Origin of the sequence: Halobacillus mangrovi, from assembly GCF_002097535.1 — a bacterium.
GTDB lineage: Bacteria > Bacillota > Bacilli > Bacillales > Halobacillaceae > Halobacillus > Halobacillus mangrovi_A.
This window is the reverse complement of sequence record NZ_CP020772.1, coordinates 581723-606560: the sequence shown is the minus strand read 5'-3', so window position 1 is coordinate 606560 and position 24838 is coordinate 581723. Positions and strand designations below refer to the sequence as shown.

The 24838-nt window shown below is 42.1% G+C and carries 21 protein-coding genes; 5 read left to right on the top strand and 16 right to left on the bottom strand.

Going from position 1 to position 24838, the window contains the following annotated elements:
* Positions 1–107 precede the first annotated feature (107 nt).
* Positions 108–1280 carry an MFS transporter gene (locus tag HM131_RS03090; protein WP_085027833.1) on the bottom strand — a complete coding sequence of 391 codons (1173 nt, stop codon included), beginning with the start codon at positions 1278–1280 and terminating at the stop codon, positions 108–110.
* 792 nt (positions 1281–2072) lie between these two features.
* Here HM131_RS03090 and HM131_RS21025 point away from each other — a divergent pair.
* A complete protein-coding gene (locus tag HM131_RS21025) occupies positions 2073–2177 on the top strand; it encodes a putative holin-like toxin (protein WP_269749108.1) in 105 nt (34 codons plus the stop codon).
* A gap of 156 nt (positions 2178–2333) precedes the next feature.
* On the opposite strand, the gene HM131_RS03085 is transcribed toward HM131_RS21025, so the two are convergent.
* On the bottom strand, positions 2334–2798 hold the full coding sequence (locus tag HM131_RS03085; RefSeq protein ID WP_085027831.1) for an NUDIX hydrolase: 465 nt from the start codon (positions 2796–2798) through the stop codon (positions 2334–2336).
* A gap of 68 nt (positions 2799–2866) precedes the next feature.
* Positions 2867–3907 carry an ATP synthase beta subunit C-terminal domain-containing protein gene (locus tag HM131_RS03080; protein ID WP_085027829.1) on the bottom strand — a complete coding sequence of 347 codons (1041 nt, stop codon included), beginning with the start codon at positions 3905–3907 and terminating at the stop codon, positions 2867–2869.
* A 179-nt stretch (positions 3908–4086) separates the two neighbouring features.
* Here HM131_RS03080 and HM131_RS03075 point away from each other — a divergent pair, with 179 nt between their 5' ends.
* Complete coding sequence (locus HM131_RS03075) at positions 4087–4839, top strand: alpha/beta hydrolase (protein ID WP_085027828.1); 753 nt, start codon at positions 4087–4089, stop codon at positions 4837–4839.
* An 81-nt stretch (positions 4840–4920) separates the two neighbouring features.
* Positions 4921–6186, top strand: a complete 1266-nt coding sequence (gene nagZ / locus HM131_RS03070) for a beta-N-acetylhexosaminidase (protein WP_085027826.1) — start codon at positions 4921–4923, stop codon at positions 6184–6186.
* 35 nt (positions 6187–6221) lie between these two features.
* Here nagZ and HM131_RS03065 read toward each other — a convergent pair whose 3' ends face one another.
* Positions 6222–7613, bottom strand: a complete 1392-nt coding sequence (locus HM131_RS03065) for an amidase (RefSeq protein ID WP_085027824.1) — start codon at positions 7611–7613, stop codon at positions 6222–6224.
* A 739-nt stretch (positions 7614–8352) separates the two neighbouring features.
* Positions 8353–9573, bottom strand: a complete 1221-nt coding sequence (locus HM131_RS03060) for a sensor domain-containing diguanylate cyclase (protein ID WP_198162707.1) — start codon at positions 9571–9573, stop codon at positions 8353–8355.
* Between the two features lie 230 nt (positions 9574–9803).
* Here HM131_RS03060 and HM131_RS03055 point away from each other — a divergent pair, with 230 nt between their 5' ends.
* On the top strand, positions 9804–10439 hold the full coding sequence (locus tag HM131_RS03055) for a hypothetical protein (RefSeq protein WP_085027820.1): 636 nt from the start codon (positions 9804–9806) through the stop codon (positions 10437–10439).
* Between the two features lie 55 nt (positions 10440–10494).
* Here HM131_RS03055 and HM131_RS03050 read toward each other — a convergent pair whose 3' ends face one another.
* From HM131_RS03050 to HM131_RS03040, 3 genes are all read right to left on the bottom strand, one after another.
* Entirely contained in the window at positions 10495–11199 is a 705-nt protein-coding gene (locus HM131_RS03050) for a CAP domain-containing protein (protein WP_085027818.1), read from the bottom strand.
* 38 nt (positions 11200–11237) lie between these two features.
* Positions 11238–12377, bottom strand: coding sequence for a DEAD/DEAH box helicase (locus HM131_RS03045; protein WP_085027816.1), 1140 nt, complete (start codon positions 12375–12377; stop codon positions 11238–11240).
* A 106-nt stretch (positions 12378–12483) separates the two neighbouring features.
* Positions 12484–12927, bottom strand: coding sequence for an SRPBCC family protein (locus HM131_RS03040; RefSeq protein WP_085027814.1), 444 nt, complete (start codon positions 12925–12927; stop codon positions 12484–12486).
* A gap of 150 nt (positions 12928–13077) precedes the next feature.
* Here HM131_RS03040 and HM131_RS03035 point away from each other — a divergent pair, with 150 nt between their 5' ends.
* Positions 13078–14487, top strand: a complete 1410-nt coding sequence (locus HM131_RS03035; protein ID WP_085027812.1) for a Na+/H+ antiporter NhaC family protein — start codon at positions 13078–13080, stop codon at positions 14485–14487.
* Positions 14488–14526: 39 nt separating this feature from the next.
* Here HM131_RS03035 and HM131_RS03030 read toward each other — a convergent pair whose 3' ends face one another.
* From HM131_RS03030 to argC, 8 genes are all read right to left on the bottom strand, one after another.
* Positions 14527–15012, bottom strand: a complete 486-nt coding sequence (locus HM131_RS03030) for a GyrI-like domain-containing protein (RefSeq protein WP_085027810.1) — start codon at positions 15010–15012, stop codon at positions 14527–14529.
* 197 nt (positions 15013–15209) lie between these two features.
* Positions 15210–16166, bottom strand: a complete 957-nt coding sequence (gene argF, locus HM131_RS03025; RefSeq protein ID WP_085027808.1) for an ornithine carbamoyltransferase — start codon at positions 16164–16166, stop codon at positions 15210–15212.
* Positions 16163–19192: a carbamoyl-phosphate synthase (glutamine-hydrolyzing) large subunit gene (locus HM131_RS03020; protein WP_085027806.1), complete on the bottom strand. Its 3030-nt coding sequence runs from the start codon at positions 19190–19192 to the stop codon at positions 16163–16165. Before HM131_RS03020 ends, argF begins: the two co-directional genes overlap by 4 nt.
* Positions 19185–20249 (bottom strand): carbamoyl phosphate synthase small subunit, encoded by a 1065-nt coding sequence (locus HM131_RS03015; RefSeq protein ID WP_085027804.1) that lies wholly within the window; start codon positions 20247–20249, stop codon positions 19185–19187. The genes HM131_RS03020 and HM131_RS03015 overlap by 8 nt, the downstream gene beginning before the upstream one ends.
* 114 nt (positions 20250–20363) lie before the next feature.
* On the bottom strand, positions 20364–21521 hold the full coding sequence (locus HM131_RS03010; RefSeq protein ID WP_085027802.1) for an acetylornithine transaminase: 1158 nt from the start codon (positions 21519–21521) through the stop codon (positions 20364–20366).
* Positions 21518–22333, bottom strand: coding sequence for an acetylglutamate kinase (argB, locus tag HM131_RS03005; RefSeq protein WP_085027800.1), 816 nt, complete (start codon positions 22331–22333; stop codon positions 21518–21520). The genes HM131_RS03010 and argB overlap by 4 nt, the downstream gene beginning before the upstream one ends.
* A complete protein-coding gene (argJ, locus tag HM131_RS03000) occupies positions 22296–23522 on the bottom strand; it encodes a bifunctional ornithine acetyltransferase/N-acetylglutamate synthase (RefSeq protein WP_085027798.1) in 1227 nt (408 codons plus the stop codon). The genes argB and argJ overlap by 38 nt, the downstream gene beginning before the upstream one ends.
* Before the next feature lie 16 nt (positions 23523–23538).
* Positions 23539–24576, bottom strand: a complete 1038-nt coding sequence (gene argC, locus HM131_RS02995; RefSeq protein ID WP_085027795.1) for an N-acetyl-gamma-glutamyl-phosphate reductase — start codon at positions 24574–24576, stop codon at positions 23539–23541.
* Positions 24577–24838: the final 262 nt, after the last annotated feature.

The window sequence follows — 24838 nt, the reverse complement described above, 5'->3', positions numbered from 1 at the left end:
ACCTCCTGACTGAAAACCATATTCTGTTATTTATATGTATGACTAGCATATCACTTTAAATGAAGAAGGAGAAAAAAACATCGCCTGGAGTACAGACGATGTTTTCCTTAGGTTGTATGATAACTAGATTTATTTTTATTCATAAAGAATGTTGTCAGGAACATTAACAGAAGAAATATGATTACGATACTGAAACCGCCGGCTTGGCCGAAGATTTCGGAAGCTAGGCCTACAATGTAACCAGCAATTCCTCCGCCGATTCCCGCAGCGATATAGATTAAACCAAGCGCTGAACCGCTCGTTTTAGAGATTTGCGTACCAAATGCTGTGGCTGTCGGGAATAACGTAGAGAAAAATAAGCCCGCTCCTGCGAACAAGTAAGGAAAATCATTGGCTACCAAAAAGCTTACTCCCACCATCATTAACGAACCCGCTGAGAACGTAATAAGAATTACTCGTTCGTTGACCCAGTTCGTAAGATAAGCGATGGCCAGCCTTCCAATCATAAAGAATACTGAGAAAAGAGAGAGAATAGTCGCAACCATGTCTTCTTTTTCAGTAGTAGATAACCCACCTAAATCAAGTGATTTCAGATAAGTTGGGAAGAAATTCATAAAGGATACTTCAGCGGACACCTCAAAGACTAAGAATACCATTAAAAATACAAATTGAGCATCCTTCAGCATTGGAATAAATGCTTTGAAATCAATTTTTTCTGCTTTCCCAGAAGGAAAAGAGACTGACGTAATATAAATAATGACGGCAATGAGACTTGCAGCAATTCCTATATAGAAATAACGCCAAGAGGCAAACTGAAAGAGATAATTCAAGAATTGAGGGAATAGGACCATACCCAGTCCATAGACTCCCATCGCAAAGTTGAACATTTGATTCTGCTTCTTAGGATAGGCTGCAGGTACGATCGCATTCGATGCCACGCCTAAAGATCCTAAGCCAAAACCGACAATCATATAAAAGCCTAAGAAAAACGTAATATTAGGGGCTAAACCTGTGCCAAGGAATCCGATTCCCATGACAATGGCCCCTATTGTTGTCATGATCCGTAATCCTTTTTTATCGGTATAATAGCCTATAAGCACACTGGCTAGCGTAAAACCTAATTGGAAAATAAAAACGACAAGACCGAACTGGCTCATATCCAGCCCTAAGTCTTTTTCTACTTGATCTAGTACAATACCCTTAGTGTTCGTAACCCCGCCTGAAATGAACTGGGTGAACATAAGGATGACAAGGGCATGTATACTCTTTCCTTTCGACATGATGATACCTCCTGGATGTTTGATTAATTAATACATTTTCAGGAGATACCCCGGCCGTTTTTTCCTAAAACTATGTATCCGTTTTTTTATAAGAAAAAATTTTCCCATTGGTTTCGAATGTTTATTATGATACTACGAGAGGATGTAAGCCTAGCTGTTGGCAAAGGACTTATTCAAAGTTAATAGAAGCATAGTGAAAGACTTGATTGTTAGTGAAGGTCCGTTACTTATATAGTTGGGTGAGGTCGGAGAAAACTTACTTTCCTGGGGTGGAACTGGCAAGCTCCCTCGTTCGCTACGCTCTTGCGGGGTCTACCCTAGCTCTTTTTACTGCTGTGGTCTTACCCTTTCCCCTACCGCCCTTTTCCAAATGAGGGACTCGAAATCTTGGCAATGCTGAATTGCTAATAGGACCAACTTGATTTGTCACATTCCAGAAAAACTTTTCGAGTATCGATATATCATATGGTGGATGGGAAAACGGCGAGACTCCTGTGGGATGAACATGTTAGATGAGACCCCGGAGAACGAAGTTTGTGGAGGCTCAACACATGCCCGCGAAAAGCGAGTCGTTTTCCCATCCACCATCACTCACACAAAAGTCCCGAAACCGGGTCTTCAGGAATAGTGGGCTTAATGGAAGAGGTTCTAATATGATTTTTTGGTTAATAAAAAAATTTCATGAGCTGATTTTCGTCCCAATGACCTAGATTTCCTATGATACAATGACAGCAGATAGCGGTTCGATTATATGGAGGTCGGCTGCCCCCTTATTATATGTGAAAGGGGGTGATGCCTTTTTTGAGTATCTATGAGGTGTTCATGGTTCTGTTTTCGTCCGGAACTTTCCTTATTGCTCTGCTTGCGTTGGTCATTAAATTGACCAATAAAAAATAGACCTCCTGTCTGCCAACGGGAGAGGTCTATTCCTCTGTGAGTAGCCGATCCCTGAGGACCGCTATCGGAGAGGACCGCAGTTATCGCTGCGGCCTCTTTTTTATTCAAGTCACTTTTTATCTATATTCAGTTTACCACAGATTATTCACTACTGCATCATCCAATGACAGGAGGATTTTTCTCCATTAAGTCCTTTAAGAACCAGCGATGCTTTTCGAAGATATTCTCAGGAAGGTCATCCATCGAGAAAAATCTCACATCGAGGGTTTCTTCATCATTAAGCTCAAATGAACCAGAGAAGTCACGGCAGGAGAAAAGGATTTGCACAAGGGCTACTTGATCTCCATTTGGGAAGGTTTTATGTAAGTTTGGTCCTGAATATACACCAAACAACTCCAATTTGCCTAGATTCAACCCTGTTTCTTCTTTTGCTTCACGACGAGCAGTATCTTCGACTGTTTCATCCAGCTCCATAAATCCACCTGGGATCCCCCACTCCTTTGTGTCTGAACGCAGCTGTAAAAGGACACGTCCTTCCTCATCAAAAACAAAACTGCCGCAAACCGTCATTAATACTTTTTCTTTTCCGACCATCGAACGCAAATAAGTAATATAGTCCATTCTTCTCCCCCTTTTCCTAACCATTATAGTTTGCGAGGCCGACCTATGAACAGGGCGGCCTTCCTTTTTTATAAAAGGGATCCTATAGACATAAGCTCCTTGGCTAACTTATGATCCTCTGCTCCGTCAAGGATTTTCCGAGTATCCATGAGGGTTTGATCGAGAGGAACGTGTTCACCTTTTACTCCAGTGAACGGTTCTGCCACATAAAAGGGCTGACTTAGGTACGCTTCGAGGAGTTCTCCTCTTTTGTATACCTGTTGATCGGCGGATGATAGAGGATCCATCCCGCCAACTTGAACGATCGAACGCAATTCCTTGTAACGGCGTAGATGCTTCTTCGCCTTTTGCTGAATATAAAAATGATTTTGTTCTAGATTGGCTCCTTCCAATACTGTAGAGGTTGATTGCAACGGGTGGATCGCAGGATAGATTCTTCTCGCTGCCAAGTCGCTATCAAAATGCCAAAGCGTTTCTAGTGGACCATAAGGGAGGTTTTCATCTACAGCCTCCCCTTTAAGATCAAGTAGAAATGTGGTGACAGATTTCAGATCATTCCAACTTTCTTGCAGCTTGACGATGGTTCCCTTAATTACATAGGATCTATCTGCGATAAATAAGACATCTTCTGCTTTTCCTAGTTTCTGAACTTCCTCTTCTGCTTCTTTAACGGTGTAGCATATTACATCAAGGTCTTTTTTAAGATCATTGACTTCAGGGTGATCTCCTTCCGGATGCAATAAGACAATCTTATACCCATGGTTCTTCAATCGATGGAAAATCTCAGCCAGGACAACTAATTGTCCCATCCCTGGCCTGGCTACTAATCCAGCTGTACCGTTTTTAGCTAAAGGTGCAAATAAATCGATCGACTTGATTCCCGTTTCAATCATCTCATATCGCTCCCCTTGAATAATTAATTCATCCAGACTGCAGCCAGCTAAATTGGCTAAGGCGACTAATGTGCGCACCTCTGTCCTCCCTACAGAAATTTTTCCTGTACAAAGGTTGGAGACTGTCGCTGGTCTTAACCCTACAGATTTGGCCGCTTTCGTTAAATTAGGCACTCTTCTTCTTAACAAAGATACATTTAAGTGTAGTTGTTCCATGATTTACCTCCTGTTACGCTTTATCGTAATCTTTATTACGTTATAAAGCAATATAAATTTCATCAAAAAGTAAAATAATTTACTTTAAAACGTAAAAATAAAAAACAAATTTTACATGTTAAGATAGAAATAACAGCCAAAATATTTGGGAATAAATGGATGACCTGAGGTGGTAAATAATGGAGGATATTTCGTTCTATAATAATTCGGGATTACGACTTTCTGGGGTTTTGCAAAAGGGGACGAATGGAAAATTGGTGATCATGTGTCATGGCTTCCGTTCCAATCGATCTTCCAATGGGAGGTTTGACCGCTTCGCGGCAACATTCCAACAGATGGGATACAGTGTCTTGCGATTTGATTTTGGTGGATGCGGCAACAGTGAGGATCGTCCTCTCACACTATCTGGTGAAGTGATGGATTTAACTGCTGCCATCAATTACTCTTTAGGACTTGGATTTGAGAAGATTGCTTTGTATGGTCATAGTTTAGGAGCACGTGTTTGTCTAGAAGCCTACAACTCTTCCTATGTTAAAACTTTGTTATTAACAGGAGCGGGCACTGGGCCCGTTCGCTATGACTGGACTGAGGAGTTTAGCCCACCCCAATTGAAGGAGCTCTCGGCAACGGGGCTACTGACTCTACCAGTTGAAGACCCGTATAGATCTGAACTCAAAATTGCTCGTCAAATGTTATTGGATTTCGAACAATGTGACCAACAGCAACTTTTATCTAAGATCACATGTCCGACACTGATTGTTCATGGTGACCAAGGGGAAGAGAAAATTTTGATGCCGCTCACCAAAAAGGGAATGAAATGGCTTCCAGAGAATTCGAAGCTAGAAATAATAAAAGGTGCTCAACACAGCTTTATGGAGCACCTAAACGAAGTAGAAACCATTACATGTGGTTGGCTGAAAAAACATTTTTAACATTGGAGCGGTTTAATAATGTCAGACGCGGTAAAAATTATAATGAAACTAATCGTTACTACTACATAACTAGGAGGCTGTATGAAACCACTTATCATAATCATAGGAGCGTTAGTTGTAATAGGATTGACTTTCACCCTGGTGAACAGTCAATCCTCTCCCCAAGAAGAAAAGGAGAAAGCGAAAACAGCGGCCTCCCACAGTAAACACTTGTGGAAAGAGACTTCACTAGCTACTCCTGAACTAAAGCCGGCAGTGTCTGCCACAGTTTCAAAAATGCCTTTAGAAGAAAGAATCACTCAATTGTTCTATGTTGGGGTGGAAGGAACGACCCTAACCCCATCAGAAGAAAAAATGATAGCTGACGGCAAAGTTGGTGGTGTGATTTTCTTAGGCAGAAACATACAGAACAGTGACCAATTTCAATCACTAGTTAACGGAGTGAAAAAGGCGAACGCAACAAACCCTACCCCACTGTTTCTAGGGGTCGATGAAGAAGGCGGGCGTGTCAGCCGAATTCCCACACCATTGAAAAAACTTCCTTCCAGCTACGAGATCGGGGCGGAAAATGATCCTGAACTTGCGTTTACTGCAGGGGAATTGTTAGCAAGGAAAGTAAAAGCATTTGGACTTAATATGAACTTTGCGCCCGTCCTCGATATCAATAACAATCCTGACAATCAAGTCATTGGTGACCGCTCGTTTGGTGATACGCCTAAGCGTGTGACTCAAATGGGAGTAGCTGAAATGAAAGGGATTCAATCTGAAGGGATTATTCCTGTCCTTAAACATTTTCCTGGACACGGGGACACTTCCGTAGATTCACATGTCAATCTGCCTGTTATTGAAAAGTCAATGTCTCAGATTGATGACTTCGAATTAAATCCATTCAAGGAAGCAATTGATCAAGGTGCAGATGCCGTAATGACTGCTCACATCTTATTTCCTGAATTGGATGAAGAACAGCCGGCCACATTCTCTTCAACAATCATCCAAAACCTGTTGAGAGAGAAAGCAGACTTCGATGGACTTGTTATAACCGATGATATGGGTATGGGGGCCATTTCAAAAAACTTCGGAACAAATGAAGCTGCGATTAATGCGATACAGGCAGGATCAGACATGGTATTATTAACAGATACAAGAAACAAGAATTTTAATAGAGTCAAAGAAGCTTTGTTAAAAGCGGTCAAGGAAGGTGCAATTTCGGAAAAACAAATTGATGACAGTGTCACCAGAATCTTAAGAACCAAAGAGAAGTATAACCTTTCAAAAGACTCCCGGACGGATATAGATATTGAAAAGTTAAATGAGCAAATCACAAAGCTTCGTAATGAAACAAATTAGGGAACCCTATTCTTAAAGATAAGGTTCCCTATTTGTTATACCAGTTGTTCATATCGATTCCACCATGGATTTGCCTCTTCCAGCTGAGCAGCCAATTTAAATAAAGTGGCTTCATCTCCAAATCTCCCCATAAAATGAGAACCAATTGGCACATTCTCATCATTCCAATACAACGGAACACTCATGGCCGGCTGGCCTGTTACATTGGCCACTGGCGATAGGTGGGCATATTGAGCAGAGACCGCTAAAATTTCATCAATTGTTTTTTGTTCTCCATTGTAACATCCTAAAGGTAAGGCAGACTTCGATGTGACAGGAGTCAATAGCACATCATATTTTTCAAAAAACCTGTAAACTTTTGCACTTTCATCAGCAAGATACACACGCGCTTTTTCATATTCCATAGCTGAATAGCTAGAACCTTTTTCGATCAACGTATATAACATTTTCTCCAAGTTATGAGCAGAAGCTTCTTTTCCATTTATCCTTGCAGCCTCTTTCACTGCTAATGCCCCTCCTACTACCCAGACGGTTACAAATGCATCCATAAATCGGTGAAGGTCAAAGTCAGGATAATCAATCTCCACATGATGTCCGAGAGATTCACATAGACGAGCGGTCTTTTCCACAGCTTCTACAACATTCTCCTCTATATCCATCAAGTCTTTAAAATCCGCTAGATAAGCGATTTTTAGTGGAGGTAAATGTTCTTTGATTCTCTCCGTATACGAGCCTTCACGTTGAGGAGTTGCGAATAAATCCCCTATTTGCGGACCTTCCAATACATCCAAGAGAGCAGCACTGTCACGGACCGAACGAGTTAACGCGTGACTGACAGCTAAACTATTCAATCGCATGGAAAAAGGAGTCCGCCCCCTCGTGGGTTTCATTCCGAACAGTCCGCAGTTTGAAGCAGGAATACGTATAGAGCCTCCTCCATCACTGGCATGAGCGAAAGGAACCATCCCTGAAGCTACGGCAGCCGCAGCTCCTCCACTGGATCCGCCCGGCGAATAATCCGGGTTCCAGGGGTTTTTTGTAAACCCTAGATGGACGGATTCTGTAGCAGGTGTAAAACCAAATTCCGGTGTGTTGCTTTTGCCTAGAATCGTCAAGCCTGCCCTTTTAAACCGTCTGACGATCTCATCGTCTGCAGACGCTTCAAATCCCTTCATGATTTTGGAGCCAAAGCTTAGAGGATAACCTTTCATAGCGTTTAAGTCTTTTATGAGAAAAGGAAGTCCTTGGAACTTTCCTTCTTCCGCCTCTTCCTCATAGGTTTTATGTACGACAGCGTTAAGAAAAGGATTTTTTCTATCTATCACAGCTTTATAATGATCAATGATGTCTTCACGGCTGAGTTTTTTCTCTTCCATCATTTTCAGCAGATCTATTCCGTCTAAAGAATGGAGTTCTCTAATTTCCATAACCATCTCCCCTTTCCATTTTCTATTAAACCTTACTATATCAAAGATTATCCATCTCGATAATTAAATGAAATCCCTTCCACCACAAAAACCTCCTATTCCTTAAACCTCAATTTCAAGATAACTATTCACATATTGTAGTGTTTCCGTTACCTAGCATCAGGATAGGTGTTCGGTGAAATTGCTCGCTTTCCGCGGGGATGACGGCAAGCTTCCTCGGTTTACCAACCTGCGGGATCTTCCCAGCCCATCCATTCCCGCAGGAGTCTCACAATTCCTCCTCTCACCTTGCTATTAATTGACTGACCGTAAACGCCCTCATAAGAAGTAAGGGCTTTTTAATGTTTGTTATTCAATGTAGAAGTAAATCAGAAACCCTATAAGAAAAGTCTTCTAATGTCACTTCAAGCTATAAGAAGAATTCATTAAAGTCACTCGGATGGGTTCGTTAGTCAAATGAAAGCTGGGATGGATGGAAAATGACGAGACTCCCGCGGGAGAAGGAGCTAGGCGAGACCCCACAGAGAGCGTAGCGAACGAGGAGGCTTGCCAGTTCCCCCGCAGGAAAGCGAGTTATTTTCCATCCATCCCTAATTCATTCTCTGGTACGAACCCAAAATATCTTGCAATCGGATGTCCAACTAACTGCTATTTAATGATATAAACCCTATTATAGGCATATTTATCCGATCAGCTTTTAGAAAGAAAAAAGCTCCTCTACTGAGAAGCTTTTGTTTCTTTACATCCGGTACACTTCTATACACTTCCGCCCTTTTTTCTTCGCTTCATAAAGCGCGTGATCGGCGTTTGTCATTAGCATCTCAAGATTCCCCCCATGTTCAGGGTAGCTTGCAATACCTATTGAAACACTGATGAACAGAGTGAACCCATTTATAGTAATCGGCTGAATAATTTTTTCCATCATCCGATCGGCAATCCGTGGAGGAACCTCTGTTGATTTTAGATTCGAAAGTATAACAACAAATTCGTCGCCGCCAAGCCTGGAGAAAGTATCCGTTACTCGTAACATTTGTTTTACCCGTTTGGTGAAAATGATTAGGACCTCATCTCCAATTTGATGACCGTAATGATCGTTGATTTCCTTAAAGTTATCTAAATCAATAAATAAAACTGAGAGCAAGGAACTATTTTCATCTGTATTTTCTATTTCTCTCTGAAGCTGGTCAAAAAAATACCTGCGGTTGTACACTTGGGTCAATTGGTCGTAGTAGGCCATTTCCTTCAACTCATTTAATTGTCTTCTTCGTTCCGTAACATTTCTGCAAGTGATTTGTGTAAGTTCTCTGTTTCCACGGACGATTAACCCGCTGTTTAATTCTACATCAACAAGCCTCCCGTCAAATCGTCTGATCTGTCTCTCTACCAGGGAAGGGCTTTTACTTTGAGAAATTATTCTGCCCCGTGACTGATGCTCATCAACGAACAGGACACCTATGTTTTTTCCAATGATATCTGTCTTCTCTAACGCCCCTAACAACCTTAATGCAGCGTTATTCACATATACGATTCGATCCAAGTGATCATATACAAATATCGAATCCGGAGACATCTCCACTAAAGCTTCATAGGGAGTATCTCCAATAACATCTACACTTAAAGTTCTAGGCAAGGTTTTGACAGTGATCAGGTAGGTCTTTGACTTTTCAACCTGGTGTAAAAAAGCTTCATGATAGGACCAGGAAAAGCATTGCGGTTCAGCTGTAACCTCTTTATCAGCCTCCTCTACAGCCAGGGACAGTTGGGTGCCTAATAGGTAGGACTGTGCTTGAACAATCTCTTTCCCTGTCTGATCTCCGTATTGATCCTTCATGCTTTCATTCATATATGTATAGAACCAGCTGCTGTTCTTCCTCTCAATGATTGCGATGGAGTCTTGGGTCATATGAAGAACGCTTGCGATGGCAGAGTTTTTAGCCGTCAAACGATCGATACCACTCATCACATTCCACTTCTTTCTATATTCATTTGAATTTCTTAACTTTCCCATATTTTAACAAAATTTTCAGAATTCAACTATGAAATTATACCATTAACCATTACAAACTTCCTGTATTTATTTATAAAAAATTCAAATCATTCACATTAAAATTAAGTATGAAGTACTCTTAGCGTTTAATCCAGACGATATGGGGAAAATTAAACCAAAGATTGCAGGGAGATGATCATCGAATGACTTTTATCAAGTCAGGGTCCCCAACTAGAACGCTATGGATCGCTCTCACCATTTTATCCATCATTACAATAAGTTTTATCAACTTAAACGGAAGTCATATAGTTGAAAATTTAGTACGAAGCTTCTGTTCCTTCATTATTGCTCCCTCTTTAATTTTGTTGGCTAACCGATACCATCTTTGGTTTAGAAAATCACTCCGCTGGGTGGTCCATCTCAGCCAGCGACTCGTACTGAGCACTTTTATTTTTTTCATGGGTACCTTACTCAGTTATGAACTCTCCCTTATGATACCTAAAGGAGTCGGTTACCCTATTCACGTCATGCTGCTTATCATCTGTTCCATTGTCTATTGGGCCCCTCTCATACTTCGTTGTACATTTATAAAACCTTTGTCATTTATCCATAAGTTTGGATACTTCACGCTTACGACGATACTGTTTTTCACTTACCATGAATTGAGTTATTATTTTTACGCATCACGTCCGACCTCAGGTTATATGTACTCCGGAATGATCTTCATGTTAGTAACGCTTTGGCTGATTGTTTTTCAGTGGTCTCGAGCAGAAAAGGAAACAGATCGTATGACTGTAAAAGGCTATGTACACTCCTTAACCAATGAAAAAAACATGTAAAAAAGCCTCTCTAAGACATGGCCATCCGGCAAAATCTTGAGAGGCTTTCCTTTGATTATATAGGTTTCATAAACATTTGAGTCCAGTACGTACCATAAGGCCCGGTATCTTCTACATAGCCAACGCCAATATGTGTAAAAGCGTCATTCAATATGTTTTCCCGGTGCCCCTCACTATTCATCCACCCTTCAACGACCTCTTCCGGAGTTCGCTGTCCAGCAGCAATATTCTCCCCTGCTGCACGATAGTTAAAATCAAATTGATTCATCATATCAAAAGGGGAACCATAGGTGGGAGAAGTGTGACTGAAATATTGTTTATCAGCCATATCTTGAGATTTTACTCTCGCCAGATCACTTAAGCGCTCATGCATCTCTAAAGGAGGCAGCCCCTGCTTTTTCCTCTCCTCATTCACAAGCTCTACAACGGTTCTCTCATAGACAGAAGGGGACTGTTCTTCTAATTTGGTTGTTGATTCCTGAGTGTTTCCTTCTTTATTTCCATTCACAGGCTCTGCAGGAATAGTCTCTTTTCTTTCGATCGTCCACTCAGGCATTTCTCCTGTCTCGAAAAATTCCTTCAACGATTCTAATAATGGACTGGTGTGATCAATATCGTTCCTTTCAAACCAGTTTTGAACGGGTTCTGTAATTTTATCCAGGGCTGCTTTCGGCTTTTGAATTTGTTGATAAAATCCTGTTGTAAAAAGGAGTCCAATGGCAATGACGGCAATGACAGTAACAAAGATTCTTTTCAGCATGTCAGCCTCTCCTATCTAAGGTGTATATAACTATGAGTTTAAGCGTCCTTCAAGCGGCCTTTGTACACAACTTTCTCTTCTAAATGAATGCCTAGATCCCGTGCATGTTTCTTTAACCGCTTCTCCTCTACAGGGTTAACAAGGGAAACGACAGTACCTTCCTTCGCTCCGATACGAGCTGTACGGCCTGAGCGGTGAATATACGATGTCGTTTCTTTCGGCATGTCCAAGTTGACGATATAGGTGATGTCTTTAATGTCGAGTCCTCTCGCCGCAACGTCTGTAGCTAGTAATAAATGGTATTCCCCATTACGGAATTCCTTAATCGCTTTAGCTCGCTGTTCTTTTTTTGCATCACTGTGAAGCAGGCCTAAGTCAAGATGTTGATACGTAAGCTTTTCAGCTAGAATATTCAACTTAGCAATATCCTGCATGAAAGCGAGTCCTTTAAAACCGTCTATATGAGCCAATTTACGAACCATCTCTTTCTTATCACGATCTTCACATACGATGTACGTATGGTTGACTTCGGGCTTCATCTGTTCCTCTGAAACACGGATCACTTCCGCGTTTTCATCCATGAACTCATGAGCTAGCTCTAAAACCTCCTCTGGTAAAGTGGCAGAGAAAAGAAGTGTTTGACACTCTTTCATGGTGCTGTCCAAAATGCTCTTTACCGTTTGGATGTGCTCGGGTACAAGCAATTGATCAGCCTCGTCCATAACAAGGGACTGAATTTCGTGTGCTTTAAGCTTTTTCTTATTCATGAGCTCGTGGATACGTCCAGGTGTTCCAACGACAATTTGAGGCTTTTTCTTCAACTTTTCCATCTGGCGCTTTATATTTGCGCCGCCGATTAAGGAAGCACTAACTATGCTGCTTCCTTTTGTCCACGCTTGCACCTCGTGAAAGATTTGCATGACAAGCTCATGAGAAGACGCCATGATTAGAACTTGGGTACGTTTTTGTTCTGGATTGATATTCTTGAGCAGAGGAATGAGATAGGCCAAAGTTTTTCCGCTTCCTGTAGGGGCTTCCGCCAACACATCCTCCCCATTCAGGATAAATGGAATCGCCTGCTCCTGAACGGCTGTTAAAGATTCATACTCAGCTTCTTCCCATGCTTCTTTCAAGTAAGAAGGAAGTGAATCCATCCACTCCTGTTTATTATCTATCATATCTATTCATTTCCTTTCTTCTTCCATTAAAAAAACAGGTCCCATCCCATCCAAGATGGCGATGAGACCTTTCATATAAAATCCATAGCTTATTTCTATTATACCATTATGATACCGACGTTTCGATATGCTTTTTCATATCTTCAAGATGGTTCTCGTCTTCCTTCTTAATAATCCGTTTAATCAAAGGCTGAGCAAGTTTATTACGCAAACCTTCCGTGAACAATTCCCCTTTGAATTCGACACGCGTCCCTTCTGTCGTTTCCACAAAATTGTAGTGGTAACGCAAATCCAATCCATTTTGTACACTGCGCACCGAATAGTGCTTATTCTGCTCAAAATCAGTGACTTCAATAACAGAAGAGGCTTTTCTTCCTCTTATTTCTCGTGTCTCTTTAAATTTGTAGCCCTCTTTGACAGGCCCTTCACTGAGAATTTCCACGTCTACAACAGCGTCCATCATCTCAGGACTCTTACTGAAATCGGTAGCCGCTTCAAAAACTTCTTCAACCGGCTTTTTAATGACAACACTTTTTTCCAAAAATGACATAAAAACCACTCCCATTTACCAATATATCTTTATGTTTATATTCGCTTTTGTTATAGCGTAATCCTTTTACAGTAGCCGTTTAAGTAAGAATAGCTTCTCCTATAATCACACATGCTAGTAAAATCACGGTAGAGAAATGAGGTACATAAAATGGAATGGATTTCTATTATTCCTTTCATCGTTGTTATCATCGCAGCCATCTGGACAAAACAAGTCATCCCAAGCCTGCTTTTCGCTGTGATTGTCGCTGGGTACCTTGTCGATCCTCATTGGCTTGGAGGAATGATGACTGCTCTTTCTTTTATAATTCAAGGATTGACCGATGAAAACAATCTAAAGATTATCATCTTCCTTTATGCTTTCTCTGCTTTAATCGGAATTGTGAAGATGTCCGGTGGAATAAAAGGGTTTGTGCAGGCTGCCACAGAGCGGATTGACAAAAAACGAGGCGCCTTCATCTTAACTTGGCTTTCTTCGCTTGGAACTTTTAGTGCCCCGAGCTTTCGAATCGTTACCATTGGTCCTGTCATGAAAGCGATGAGAAAGAAAATCCCGATGACAAAGCAGGAGCTTGGATTCGTCATTGAAACAACTGCCTCCCCTCTCGTTGTTTTAATTCCTGTGGCCACAGCTTTCGTCGGGTATATGACCTCAGTCATTGAATTATCTCTCCAGCAAGCTGGCACCGAAGGAGATGCTTATTCTCTATACATCCAAAGCATTCCTTATAATTTCTTCGCTTTTTCTATGCTGATTTTAGGTTTTTACTTAAGTTTTTTTCATCATAGCAAGAAATCAGCCACGGATGCAGAAGAAGGAGTCGAAGAACACAAAGAAGATGATGATCAGTGGGAAGACTGTCACCCTGCTGTGACAAAGGATCTCCCTTCCAAACCCTGGCACTTGATCATTCCGTTAGCCAGTGTCATCGTACTCACCTTCTTTTTTATGTATATGGTTGGAATACGAAACGGAAAAGAAGGGTTTGAAGCGTTAATTAATGCGAACGTCCTTGATGCGATGGTCTTAGGGGTCGTTTTAACTGTTATCCTTTTTGTGATCTATTTGAAAATTATTTCAGAGCCGCTTCGAAAAATGATGAATTATTTAATCGATGGCGGAAATGAGATGATGGGGGTTATTCTCTTACTTGCGATGGTCTGGGGCTTAAGCAAAGGGTCGGAGGAATTGAAATTCGCTGATACGATTTCAACTTCTTTTGACTGGATTCCTCCAGGTTTTGTTGCTGCTATTATATTTATCATCGGCTGTGGGTTATCGTATTTTATCGGCTCCTCCTGGGGAACATGGGGGATCCTAATGCCCGTAGGAGTGTCAATCGCCACAGTGGCAGGTAGCCCATTGCCTTTGGTCATTGGTGCCGTATTTGCGAGCGGAACATTCGGAGCTTTTTCTTCTCCCCTCAGCGATGATACGAATACGACAGCCGGTATTTTGAATTTGAATGCTATCAAGTATGCAAAATTCAAGCTGAAGCCAGCGTTGATTGCCGCTGGTGTAGCTGCTGTTCTTTACTTTGGCATCTCCTTTTTAACTTAAAAAAGCAAGGGCAGCATTTAAGCAACCCTTGCTTTTTGGTTATTTAATTGGAAGATAGAGTGTAAATTTTGTTTCCGTACCGGTGTAAGGGTGGTATTCTTCAAATCCAAACCCTTCAACGAGCTCATAACCTTTACTTTTGATCCATTGAAACAAATATGGGTATGGGTTGAAATCATGAACAGACGGGTCATATTCTAAAACGGCATATTTGTGAGCAGGAATGGTTTTTGTAATCATGTCTTGCGGAATCTTCTCAAAACTATCCACTTCAACGGCGGCAATCCAATAAAAAGCTTCTGTGGCTTCGTTCCAGTTCGGTGGGTCGACAAACATTCCAATAGAATTAGGATTATTGATTCGATTCTTCACCTTGTGCAACTTGGACGTATGAAAATGCTCCATCAACCGGGGAATTTTCACTTCCCTTTCATCCATCATCGTTTGACAATAAGTGCCGACCACTTTGAAGTTGGACTTCTTGACGACTTTAGGTTCCACAGCTGTTGAAACTTGCTCGCTCATTATAGGGCCACTCCTTTTTTGTTTGATCACTCTCCATAACTATTTCCACAAAAAATGTCATTTACCTTTTAAAAAATCCCCATTCGATCATATTCGTAGCCATTCGATAAAGTTTTTAACTTTTTTCTAAGCCATACCCTTTCATTCTATATCATACTAGCTGTACCCATCTTTTTATTCTTGTTATTATTTGTAAATTACCAGGAACCAATGACGGCTTGCAAAATAGCTTTTTGAACATGCATACGATTTTCAGCCTGCTGAAAAACAGCCGACTGCGGCCCGTCAATTACTTCGCCCGTCACCTCTTCATCGCGGTGGGCAGGCAGACAATGAAGAAAAGAAGCGTTCGATTTTGCTTTAGAGAACAACGTTTTATTTACTTGAAACTCTTCAAAAGCTTTCAGACGAGCTTCCGCTTCTTCTTCCTGCCCCATGCTGGTCCATACATCTGTATAAATAACATCTGCTGCTTCAACCGCTTCTATCGGATTATGACTTATAGTAACCGAGCCTTGATAACGGCTAGCCAGCTTTTTCGACTTTTCAACAATATCAGCGTCTGGCTCATATCCTTTCGGTGTCACAATGACAAACTCCATCCCCATCATAGCTGCAAGGATCATCAACGAATGAGCCACGTTGTTTCCGTCTCCTACGTACACGAGTTTAAGACCGCTTAGACGCCCCTTTAGTTCAAGAATCGTGTAAATGTCTGCAAGAGCCTGACAAGGATGGTAAATGTCACAAAGCCCATTGATGACTGGAACAGTAGCATGGTCCGCGAGTTCTTTTAATTTTTCATGAGAAGTTGTACGAAACATAATCGCATCTACATAACCTGATAATACTTTGGCCGTATCCGCGATGGTTTCTCCGCGACCGATTTGAATGTCTCTTGAATTCAGATAAAGCGCATGTCCTCCCATTTGCACCATCCCGACTTCGAATGATACGCGCGTTCTTGTTGAAGATTTTTCAAATATCATAGCAAGCGTTTTACCACTTAACGCTGAGGAATGAGGGTTCTCTTTTACGTATTGGGCCTGAGCTAACAGCTGGGTGACGTCCGTCTGAGAAAAATCAAGCCATGATAATACATTCTTCCCTTTTAGTGAATAACTTGTTGACATCATCTGTTCCATCAAATTCATCCTGCTTGCACTCCTTCCGTTTTCTTCCCGGGTAATGGGATCGGCTCAAATCGTTCACACGTAAGAGCTTTTAAATAAGCTTCAAAAGTCGATTTTTCACTGAAAACTGTTATACCATATTTCAATGCTTGAATTCGGCGTTCTTTGGCTTCCTCAGTATCCTGATCGTTATAATACACAGCTGCTTCATTGGATTGAATCCAGTCTTCAAAGCTTAACGTACTTGTGGGTATATCAAAGACCGCTTTCTCATCTAAAAAACAACTATCTTTGTTTTGATAAGGGTTCGGCAAATGTGAAAACACTTTGGCTAAAGCTTCTTCTACAGTACGGCCAATCGCCATTCCTTCCCCTGTAGATTTCATATTCGCCCCCAGCTTATGGTCGAGCTCTGGTAAAGCATGGGACGAGAAAAGTGGGTATTTAACAGCGACATAAGACAAGTCCATGCTGCTGAACGCCTTAAAATCAAAGGCAGGCTCTCCTGCTAAAACCTTTATAGCGAGATCGACCAGTGACCGATTGGACACTTTGCTGATAATTGGGACCGTACGACTTGCTCGTGGGTTCACCTCTAGAACGAATACTTCGTCCCCTTGCCATAAAAATTGGATATTCATAATCCCTTTATAATGAAAATGCTTCACGATTTGTTCACTATATTGATAAACCATTTCTTTTATTTCTTCTGGTATGGTGGCTGGGTAGATCGCCATACTGTCACCCGAGTGCACACCGGCTGGCTCGATATGTTCCATAATTTCTGGAATGAAGGCATGCTGACCATCTGCAACCAGGTCGACTTCGACTTCTTTCCCAATCATAAATTCATCAAGCACAATCGGATAATGGCGAGCATCCGTCCCTTGTAATGCATTCTCAAGTTCTGAATCATTATTGACCTTGACCATTCCCTGCCCGCCTATGACATAGGAAGGACGGCAAAGGAGAGGATACTTATATTCATGGGCTGCACGAAGTGCTTCCTCTTTTGAATAACACGTACTTCCTTGAACGTGGGGAATATCTAAATGATTCAAAGCTGTATAAAAACGATCCCGATCCTCAAGGTCAGCAAGGGTATCAGCACTTACGCCTGCTAATGGAATGTGGTCCGCCGCTAATTCTTCTGCAATATTAATGCCGGTTTGCCCACCGAATTGCGTAAAGACGAGATCAATATTTTCATGTTCAACGATTGATGCAATGACCTCTTTAGTGATCGGTTCAAAGTAAAGACGGTCTGCCGTTTCGTAGTCCGTACTGACGGTTTCCGGATTATTGTTAACCATGACCGTCGTCCAGCCTAATTCTTGTAAGCTTTCAATAGCTTTTACAGCACTATAATCGAACTCGACTCCTTGCCCGATACGGATGGGTCCAGATCCTATAATCAACGCTTTTTTCGTTGCTTCAAGTGGTTCGATTTCATTTTCTCCTGCATAGGTGCTGTAGACATAATTAGTGGCTGCTTCAAACTCCGCTGCACACGTATCAACCATTTTATAGCGTGGATCCAGGTGATAGGTTTTTCTTAAATTCTTCACCTCTGCTCCTGACTCCCCGATCAATGAAGCGATCGTAGAATCAGAGAATCCGTACACCTTCGCTTGTTTTAACACTTCAACTGGCAATGTAGTCAAGGAATACTTGCTGATTGTCTTTTCAAGATTAATCAAGTTCATAAGCACATCGAGGAAAAACATATCGATGCCTGTGACTTTATGAATTTCTTCTATGGTTTTCCCTGCACGTAATTCTGACAAAATAGCAAAATAGCGGAGATCCGTTGGTTTTGTCAGATGTTCTTCTGCATGACTGATTGCTGGGGGTTGGGTATCCAAAGATTGCACCGCTTTTTGAAAGGCGCCTTCAAGTGTTCGGTCAATTGCCATAACTTCTCCAGTGGCTCTCATCGTCGTCCCAAGCTTGCGGTTGGCTTCAGAGAACTTATCGAAAGGCCAGCGTGGAAACTTTACAACAACGTAATCTAAAGCAGGCTCGAAACTGGCATACGTATGACCAGTTAATGGGTTCTCTAATGCATCTAGTGGATAACCAAGTGCCACTTTTGTTGCCATTTTTGCTATTGGATATCCTGTAGCTTTCGATGCCAAAGCAGAAGAGCGGCTGACACGAGGATTAACCTCGATTACATAGTACCGATTGCTATATGGATCCAGGGCTAACTGGACGTTGCATCCTCCGATAACCTCTAACGCGGAGACGATCTCGAGCGACGCTGTACGAAGCATTTGATATTCTTTATCTGTCAACGTTTGAGAAGGCGCCACTACAATGGAATCGCCTGTGTGAACACCAACCGGATCAAAATTCTCCATATTACAAACCGAGATGCACGTTCCGTTGGCGTCACGCATAATTTCATATTCGATTTCTTTGAAACCAGCGATACTTTTCTCAATGATTACTTGCTTGATAGGGCTTGCTTTAAGTCCGTTTTGTATTAATTCTTTAAGTTCGCTTTCGCTCTCAGCAATGCCGCCTCCGCGACCTCCAAGTGTATAAGCCGGTCGGCTGATTATTGGATATCCGACGTGTTCAGCGAATTCTAAAGCTTCTTTCACCGTAGAAATAACTTCACTTTCAGGTACAGGCTGACCCAGACGATCCATCAATTCACGGAAAAGTTCGCGATCCTCTCCTTGCTGAATGGACTTTACACTTGTACCTAGCAGCTCCACACCATACGTTTTCAAGACTTCGGCTTTTTCTAACTCTACAGCTAGATTTAGAGCCGTTTGTCCTCCTAGCCCCGCTAATAAGGCATCAGGCTTTTCTTTTTTTATAATAGATGTCAGGCTCTCCACTGTTAACGGCTCGCTGTAAACGACATCAGCAATCGTATAATCGGTCATGATCGTCGCTGGATTATTATTTACGAGGATAACCTCATATCCCTCCTCGCGAAGAGCAAGGCACCCTTGCGTTCCGGAATAATCAAATTCAGCCGCTTGCCCAATCACAATCGGCCCCGATCCTATGACTAATACTTTTTTAGACATATGCCTTCTCCTCCTTTTTCATCTTGATCATTTCTATAAAATCACTGAATAGCCATTCCGCGTCCTCAGGACCCGGATTCGCTTCCGGGTGGAACTGAGCGGACATGATCGGTTTATTTTTGTGAGCTACACCTTCATTGGACCCGTCATTTACATTGAAGAACCGGGACTCCAGCGGTGTATTTACAAGGCTATGACCATCAACTACATAGTTGTGATTCTGTGATGTTAAAAAGACTTTTCCTGTGACATGATCTTTAACCGGATGATTGGCTCCGCGATGGCCAAAAGTTAATTTTTTCGTATTTGCACCATAGGCAAGAGCAATAACTTGATGCCCCATACAAATACCAAAAGACGGGTGACGATCAAGTACTTCTTTAATTTTTGGTAATTCTGGTTCCACATCTTTTGGATTGCCTGGTCCATTAGATAAAACGATTCCATCTGGTTTGAGTTCATCAAGGTGCTTAATTTCTGTAAAAGGGATTACCGAAACTTTAAGCCCTTTTTCCAATAGAGAAGCCAATATCGATTTTTTCCACCCAAAATCAATGAGTGCAATATGCATTGAACCTTCCCCATAGGTGTGAATGGTTTCTCTTTTAGATTGATAAACATGATCTTTCATTGGGATATCAAAAACCTCTGAAGGTTGTTGGGTCAGACACGCCTGACGCGTTCCCCCCTGGCGAATCACCTTCGTTACTGCTCTTGTATCCACTCCTGTTAGGAAAGGAACATGGTGTTTATTTAAATATTTTTTCAAAGAAATGGTCGATTGGTAATGAGTAGCTCGTTCTGCACAATGAGCCATAACTACTCCACTCACTTGTATTTGTTCACTCTCAGAGTCATGCTCGTTGATTCCATAGTTTCCGATTAATGGATACGTGAAGACAACGATTTGTCCCTTGTAGGAAGGGTCAGTCAACACTTCCTGATAACCCGTCATCCCAGTAAAAAATACGATTTCCCCTTGCACGCGTGCGTTCCATTCTTGCGAGGCTTCCCCTTGGAAAGAACGCCCTCCTTGTAAATTAAGATATCCTTGCATCATTTCACCCCATTAAATGAATATTTATTATATATGATGTATTTTTATACAATTTTGAGCCTAAAAAGGCGGTGTTCACCTTAGGTAGCGATCACCGCGCCTTTTTATTCACTTTTATGCATTTTGCATTTGGTCTTGTTCTTGCAAAACGGCAGCTAGAATTTTTACGGCTTCACTGATTTCTTCCTCCGAAACGTTTAACGGAGGGAGAAGCCTCACAACTTTAGGACCTGCGAGGACTGCCAGCAGTCCTTTTTCACGCAAGGTATGAATGATCTGGATTGCTTCCACATCTAATTCAATGCCAACCATAAGTCCTTGCCCACGAATTTCTTTAACCACATTCAAATCACCTAACTCTTCCCGTAGTTTCCCTTGAAGCCGTTCGCCTTTTTGTTGAACATCTTCAAGGAATTCAGTAGAAAAAATGGTTTCAAGTGTGGCGTTTACCGCTGCAGAAGCAAGCGGATTTCCTCCAAATGTTGTCCCGTGTGAACCAGCTGAAAAAGCCTCTTTATGATCCGCTTTCCCAAGCATAGCACCAACGGGAAAACCACTGCCGAGTCCTTTTGCCGACGTAACAATATCTGGATCCAATTGATGGTGTTCATAAGCGAAACGTGCGCCTGTACGCCCAATACCTGTCTGAACTTCATCAATAATCAATAGTGCTCCAATATTTCGGCACTTTTCCTGAATAGCCTGTAAGAAGGCGGCCGTTCCAGGTACGACTCCTCCTTCACCCTGGATGACTTCAACCATAATAGCCGCTACCTCGTCATCCTCTATTTGCTTCACAGCATCCACGTCGTTATACGGAAGATATTCAAAAGTCGGAAGCAACGTTCCGAAACCTTGCTGTATCTTTTCTTGACCCGTAGCACTCATGGTGGCAAACGTCCTTCCATGAAAGGACTGTTTAAACGTGATGATTTTTTCTTTTCCAGTATGTTTACGTGCCAGCTTAATGGCTGCCTCATTCGCTTCCGCACCGCTATTACAGAAGAAGACATGATCCAAATTGTTTCCTTCTGTCAATTTATCCGCAGCCTTTTCCTGAAGCGGAATTTGGTACAAGTTCGATACGTGCCAGACTTGATCTAGCTGTTGTTGTATTGCTCTTTGAACCTCTGGAGGTCGATGACCCAGGTTACATACTGCAATACCGGATACAAAATCTAGATAATCCTTTCCCTCATCATCCGTTACCGTTGTTCCAGAACCGGAAACGATCGTGAGAGGAAAACGGTTATAAGTTGGAAATAAACTCATTCGACCCCTTCCTTTCGTTTCGAACGAATCTTCGTTCCTTTCATACGATCGCCTTGAATCAGTGCTTGCTTTCCGCTGACAATCATTACTTCCTCGAGTTTGTCAGACAGGGCTTCTACAGCAGATTGGACTTTCGGGATCATCCCTCCGTAAATCCATCCGTGATCAATTAACGATTGGATCTCTTCAGGAGTGGAATGTTCAATGACTTCATCCTCCCTCAAAATCCCAGGAACATCTGTCACAAAAAGCAGCTTCTCAGCCTGAACGGCCCTAGCAATAGCCCCTGCTGCAATATCTGCATTAATATTGACGGTCTGCCCTGTCTTCGTTTTTCCAAGCGGAGCGACGACAGGAAGATACTCAGCGTTTAGGCACTGATAAAGAATGCCTGCCTCTACCTCTGCTACTTTTCCGACAAAACCAAGGTTTTCTTCATCTTCATAGTCAGCCGTTATTAAGGAGGCATCTGAACCTTTGAGACCAACTGCTTTAATCCCTTGTTTTAGAAGCTCTGAAGTGATTTTAGCGTTGACCTTGCCTCCCAGAGTCATTTCTACGACCTCAAGGGTTTGCTCATCTGTCTTCCTCAACCCTTTATGGAATTCACCTTCGATTTCCAAACGCGTCAAAAGAGAGGTGATGGCAGGTCCTCCGCCATGGACAATAATGCAATGGTAGTGACCGAGAAGCTCAGAAAAACTGTCATAAAACTCCTGAGTCAATTGATCAATAATACTTCCGCCCATCTTTACTACGATGATTGGTTTTTGATCAGGTGCGGTAGCTTGCGTTGATTTTGACATAGTCATACGTCAAGTCGCACCCCCAAGCCGTCCCTTTTCCTTCTCCTTCATGCAGTCGAATATCAATTTTCACTTCCGCATTACTCATATCTTCAGTCGCTTGCTCTTCTGAGAATGGACAAGGAGTGCCATCACTGAATACAAGCTGGTCTTCAATGTAAATATCACAACCATTTGGATCTACTGTCGCATCACTGTGACCGATTGCTCCTACAATACGACCCCAGTTAGCATCCAACCCATACATAGCAGTTTTAACGAGGCTTGAACCGACAACTTTTTTTGCGATGATACGAGCCTCTTCATTGGTGGAGGCCCCCTTCACGTTCACTTCAATCAGCTTAGTCGCTCCTTCTCCATCTCTCGCAACCTGCTTTGCTAAATCTTCACAAACAAGCTGAAGGGCTACCTGGAACTTCTCCCAATCCGGATGGTTCTCAGTGAGTGGATCGTGTTCGACGCTGCCATTCGCCATAGTCAGGACCATATCGTTCGTAGAGGTCTCCCCATCGACAGTGATCTGATTGAACGATTTTTCGATTGATTGGCTTAGCGCCGTTTGTAAAGCCTCCGTCTCAATCGTCGCATCCGTTGTGATAAATCCAAGCATGGTAGCCATATTCGGATGAATCATGCCTGACCCTTTTGCAGCACCACCAATCGTTACCGTTTTACCATCAATTTTCGTTTGATAGCAAGCTGATTTCTCACATGTATCTGTTGTTAAGATCGATTTTTGAAAATCATGAGCTCCTTCTCTGCTCAGTTCCACCGTTTCACAACCGTAAAAGATCTTCTCCATTGGAAGCTGTTCACCAATGACACCAGTAGATGCAACAGCTATATATTCTTCTGGAAGGCCAAATCGTTTAGCGATCATTTCACGCATTTTATAAGCATTTTCCAGGCCTTCTTTTCCTGTACATGCGTTTGCAACTGCGCTGTTAATGACCACTCCCTGAATTTTACCTGACTTTTCAATACCTTCTTGGGTAACTTTTAAAGGAGGAGCTTGAAAATGGCTTTGTGTATAGACAGCGGCCACAGAAGCAGGGGTATCACTCATCAGGAGCCCGAAATCCTTCTTCCTGTACCTGAGCCCGCTATGGACTCCACCTGATTGAAATCCAAGTGGTGATAAGATGTTTCCACCCTCAACTTTATCGATCTCATGGGTCTTTACTGTTTGAACCAATCCTTTTCTCCCCTTCTTATGGATAAGTAGGTAAAAGAGGAAGCCCTTCTCTTTCCTCATATCCAAATAATAGATTCATATTTTGTACTGCTTGACTGGCTGCGCCTTTCATTAAGTTATCAATAACAGAAACGATGGTTACCCTTCGCGTTCTTTCATCAACAGTTAATCCAATATCGCAATAGTTCGAGCCGTACACGTCTTTCGTACATGGGAATTCTCCTTCTTCCCTTACTCGTACAAATGGATGAGATTCATAATAAGAGGTGTAACGGTCAAGAAGATCTTGCGTTGAAAAATCTTCATTTAGTGAGAGATAAATCGTGGCCATGATTCCTCTTGTCATCGGAACTAGGTGAGTAGAAAATGTAATCGGCTTGGCTTCTGGATTCCATTGCTTCAGCTGTTGTTCCACTTCAGGAATATGCTGATGTTTATTTACTTTGTATATTTGGAAGTTTTCCTGGGTATGAGCAAAGTGAGTGATCGGATTCGGGTTTTTACCAGCTCCTGAAACCCCTGACTTTGCATCAACGACAATGGAAGCGGGATTTGCTAATTGCCCTTCTACTACAGGTCCCAAACCAAGTAGTGCAGCGGTTGGGTAACATCCTGGGTTGGCAATGACACTTGCTTTTTCAATTGCCTCTTTATTCCACTCCGGCAAACCGTATGTTGTCTGATCCAGCAAGGATTCAGGTGCCGGTTCTTTCTTATACCACTTTTCATATGTGTTTGGATCCTTCAGCCTTAAATCTCCAGATAAATCGATGACCTTTGCATGCCCTCCAACAAGCTTTGGTGTGAGATTACTAGATACGCCTGCTGGTGTAGCCAAAAAGATGACATCAAGGTCTTTCTTCATTGCCTCAGGATTCAGATCTTTCAGCTGATGCTTGCCCTCCACATGTAACTGGTTGTAAATATCTTCAAAATATTCACCTGCTTGTGATGAGGAATATAAGGTGAGTGTATCAATTTGTGAATGAGAGGTGAGCAGCCGAAACAGCTCTATGCCGCCATAACCGGTTGCTCCAACTATTCCTGCCTTCAATTTAAAACCACCTCTATGTATATTTATAATAATAACTGTATATTTACAATATTATTAACCCTACTCACTCATATGTCAATAGCCATTTTCCACTTCTTCGACAATTTACATTACTATAACGATTTTTATGTGCTTCAAGGTCCTGAAAATAAAAAAAGACCGGGGACAATGTCCCTGGTCTACTTAAACTTTTCTTACATGATTCTTAGAACTTCTTTTCCAATAAATCTACCGATCCATGAATAACGATTTCAACCTTCAG

Coding starts and splice junctions, on each gene's coding strand:
- HM131_RS03030 (WP_085027810.1), bottom strand. CDS start 15,012: ATGAGCGAGCAAGTTTCAACAGCTGTGGAACCTAAAGTCGTCAAGAAG.
- HM131_RS03055 (WP_085027820.1), top strand. CDS start 9,804: ATGACTTTTATCAAGTCAGGGTCCCCAACTAGAACGCTATGGATCGCT.
- HM131_RS03075 (WP_085027828.1), top strand. CDS start 4,087: ATGGAGGATATTTCGTTCTATAATAATTCGGGATTACGACTTTCTGGG.
- HM131_RS03020 (WP_085027806.1), bottom strand. CDS start 19,192: ATGTCTAAAAAAGTATTAGTCATAGGATCGGGGCCGATTGTGATTGGG.
- HM131_RS03045 (WP_085027816.1), bottom strand. CDS start 12,377: ATGATAGATAATAAACAGGAGTGGATGGATTCACTTCCTTCTTACTTG.
- argB (WP_085027800.1), bottom strand. CDS start 22,333: ATGACTATGTCAAAATCAACGCAAGCTACCGCACCTGATCAAAAACCA.
- HM131_RS03080 (WP_085027829.1), bottom strand. CDS start 3,907: ATGGAACAACTACACTTAAATGTATCTTTGTTAAGAAGAAGAGTGCCT.
- HM131_RS03065 (WP_085027824.1), bottom strand. CDS start 7,613: ATGGAAATTAGAGAACTCCATTCTTTAGACGGAATAGATCTGCTGAAA.
- HM131_RS03085 (WP_085027831.1), bottom strand. CDS start 2,798: ATGGACTATATTACTTATTTGCGTTCGATGGTCGGAAAAGAAAAAGTA.
- nagZ (WP_085027826.1), top strand. CDS start 4,921: ATGAAACCACTTATCATAATCATAGGAGCGTTAGTTGTAATAGGATTG.
- HM131_RS03035 (WP_085027812.1), top strand. CDS start 13,078: ATGGAATGGATTTCTATTATTCCTTTCATCGTTGTTATCATCGCAGCC.
- HM131_RS03010 (WP_085027802.1), bottom strand. CDS start 21,521: ATGAGTTTATTTCCAACTTATAACCGTTTTCCTCTCACGATCGTTTCC.
- HM131_RS03050 (WP_085027818.1), bottom strand. CDS start 11,199: ATGCTGAAAAGAATCTTTGTTACTGTCATTGCCGTCATTGCCATTGGA.
- HM131_RS03015 (WP_085027804.1), bottom strand. CDS start 20,249: ATGCAAGGATATCTTAATTTACAAGGAGGGCGTTCTTTCCAAGGGGAA.
- HM131_RS03060 (WP_198162707.1), bottom strand. CDS start 9,573: ATGAGTGGTATCGATCGTTTGACGGCTAAAAACTCTGCCATCGCAAGC.
- HM131_RS03090 (WP_085027833.1), bottom strand. CDS start 1,280: ATGTCGAAAGGAAAGAGTATACATGCCCTTGTCATCCTTATGTTCACC.
- HM131_RS03040 (WP_085027814.1), bottom strand. CDS start 12,927: ATGTCATTTTTGGAAAAAAGTGTTGTCATTAAAAAGCCGGTTGAAGAA.
- argF (WP_085027808.1), bottom strand. CDS start 16,166: ATGAATTTGATGGAACAGATGATGTCAACAAGTTATTCACTAAAAGGG.
- HM131_RS21025 (WP_269749108.1), top strand. CDS start 2,073: ATGCCTTTTTTGAGTATCTATGAGGTGTTCATGGTTCTGTTTTCGTCC.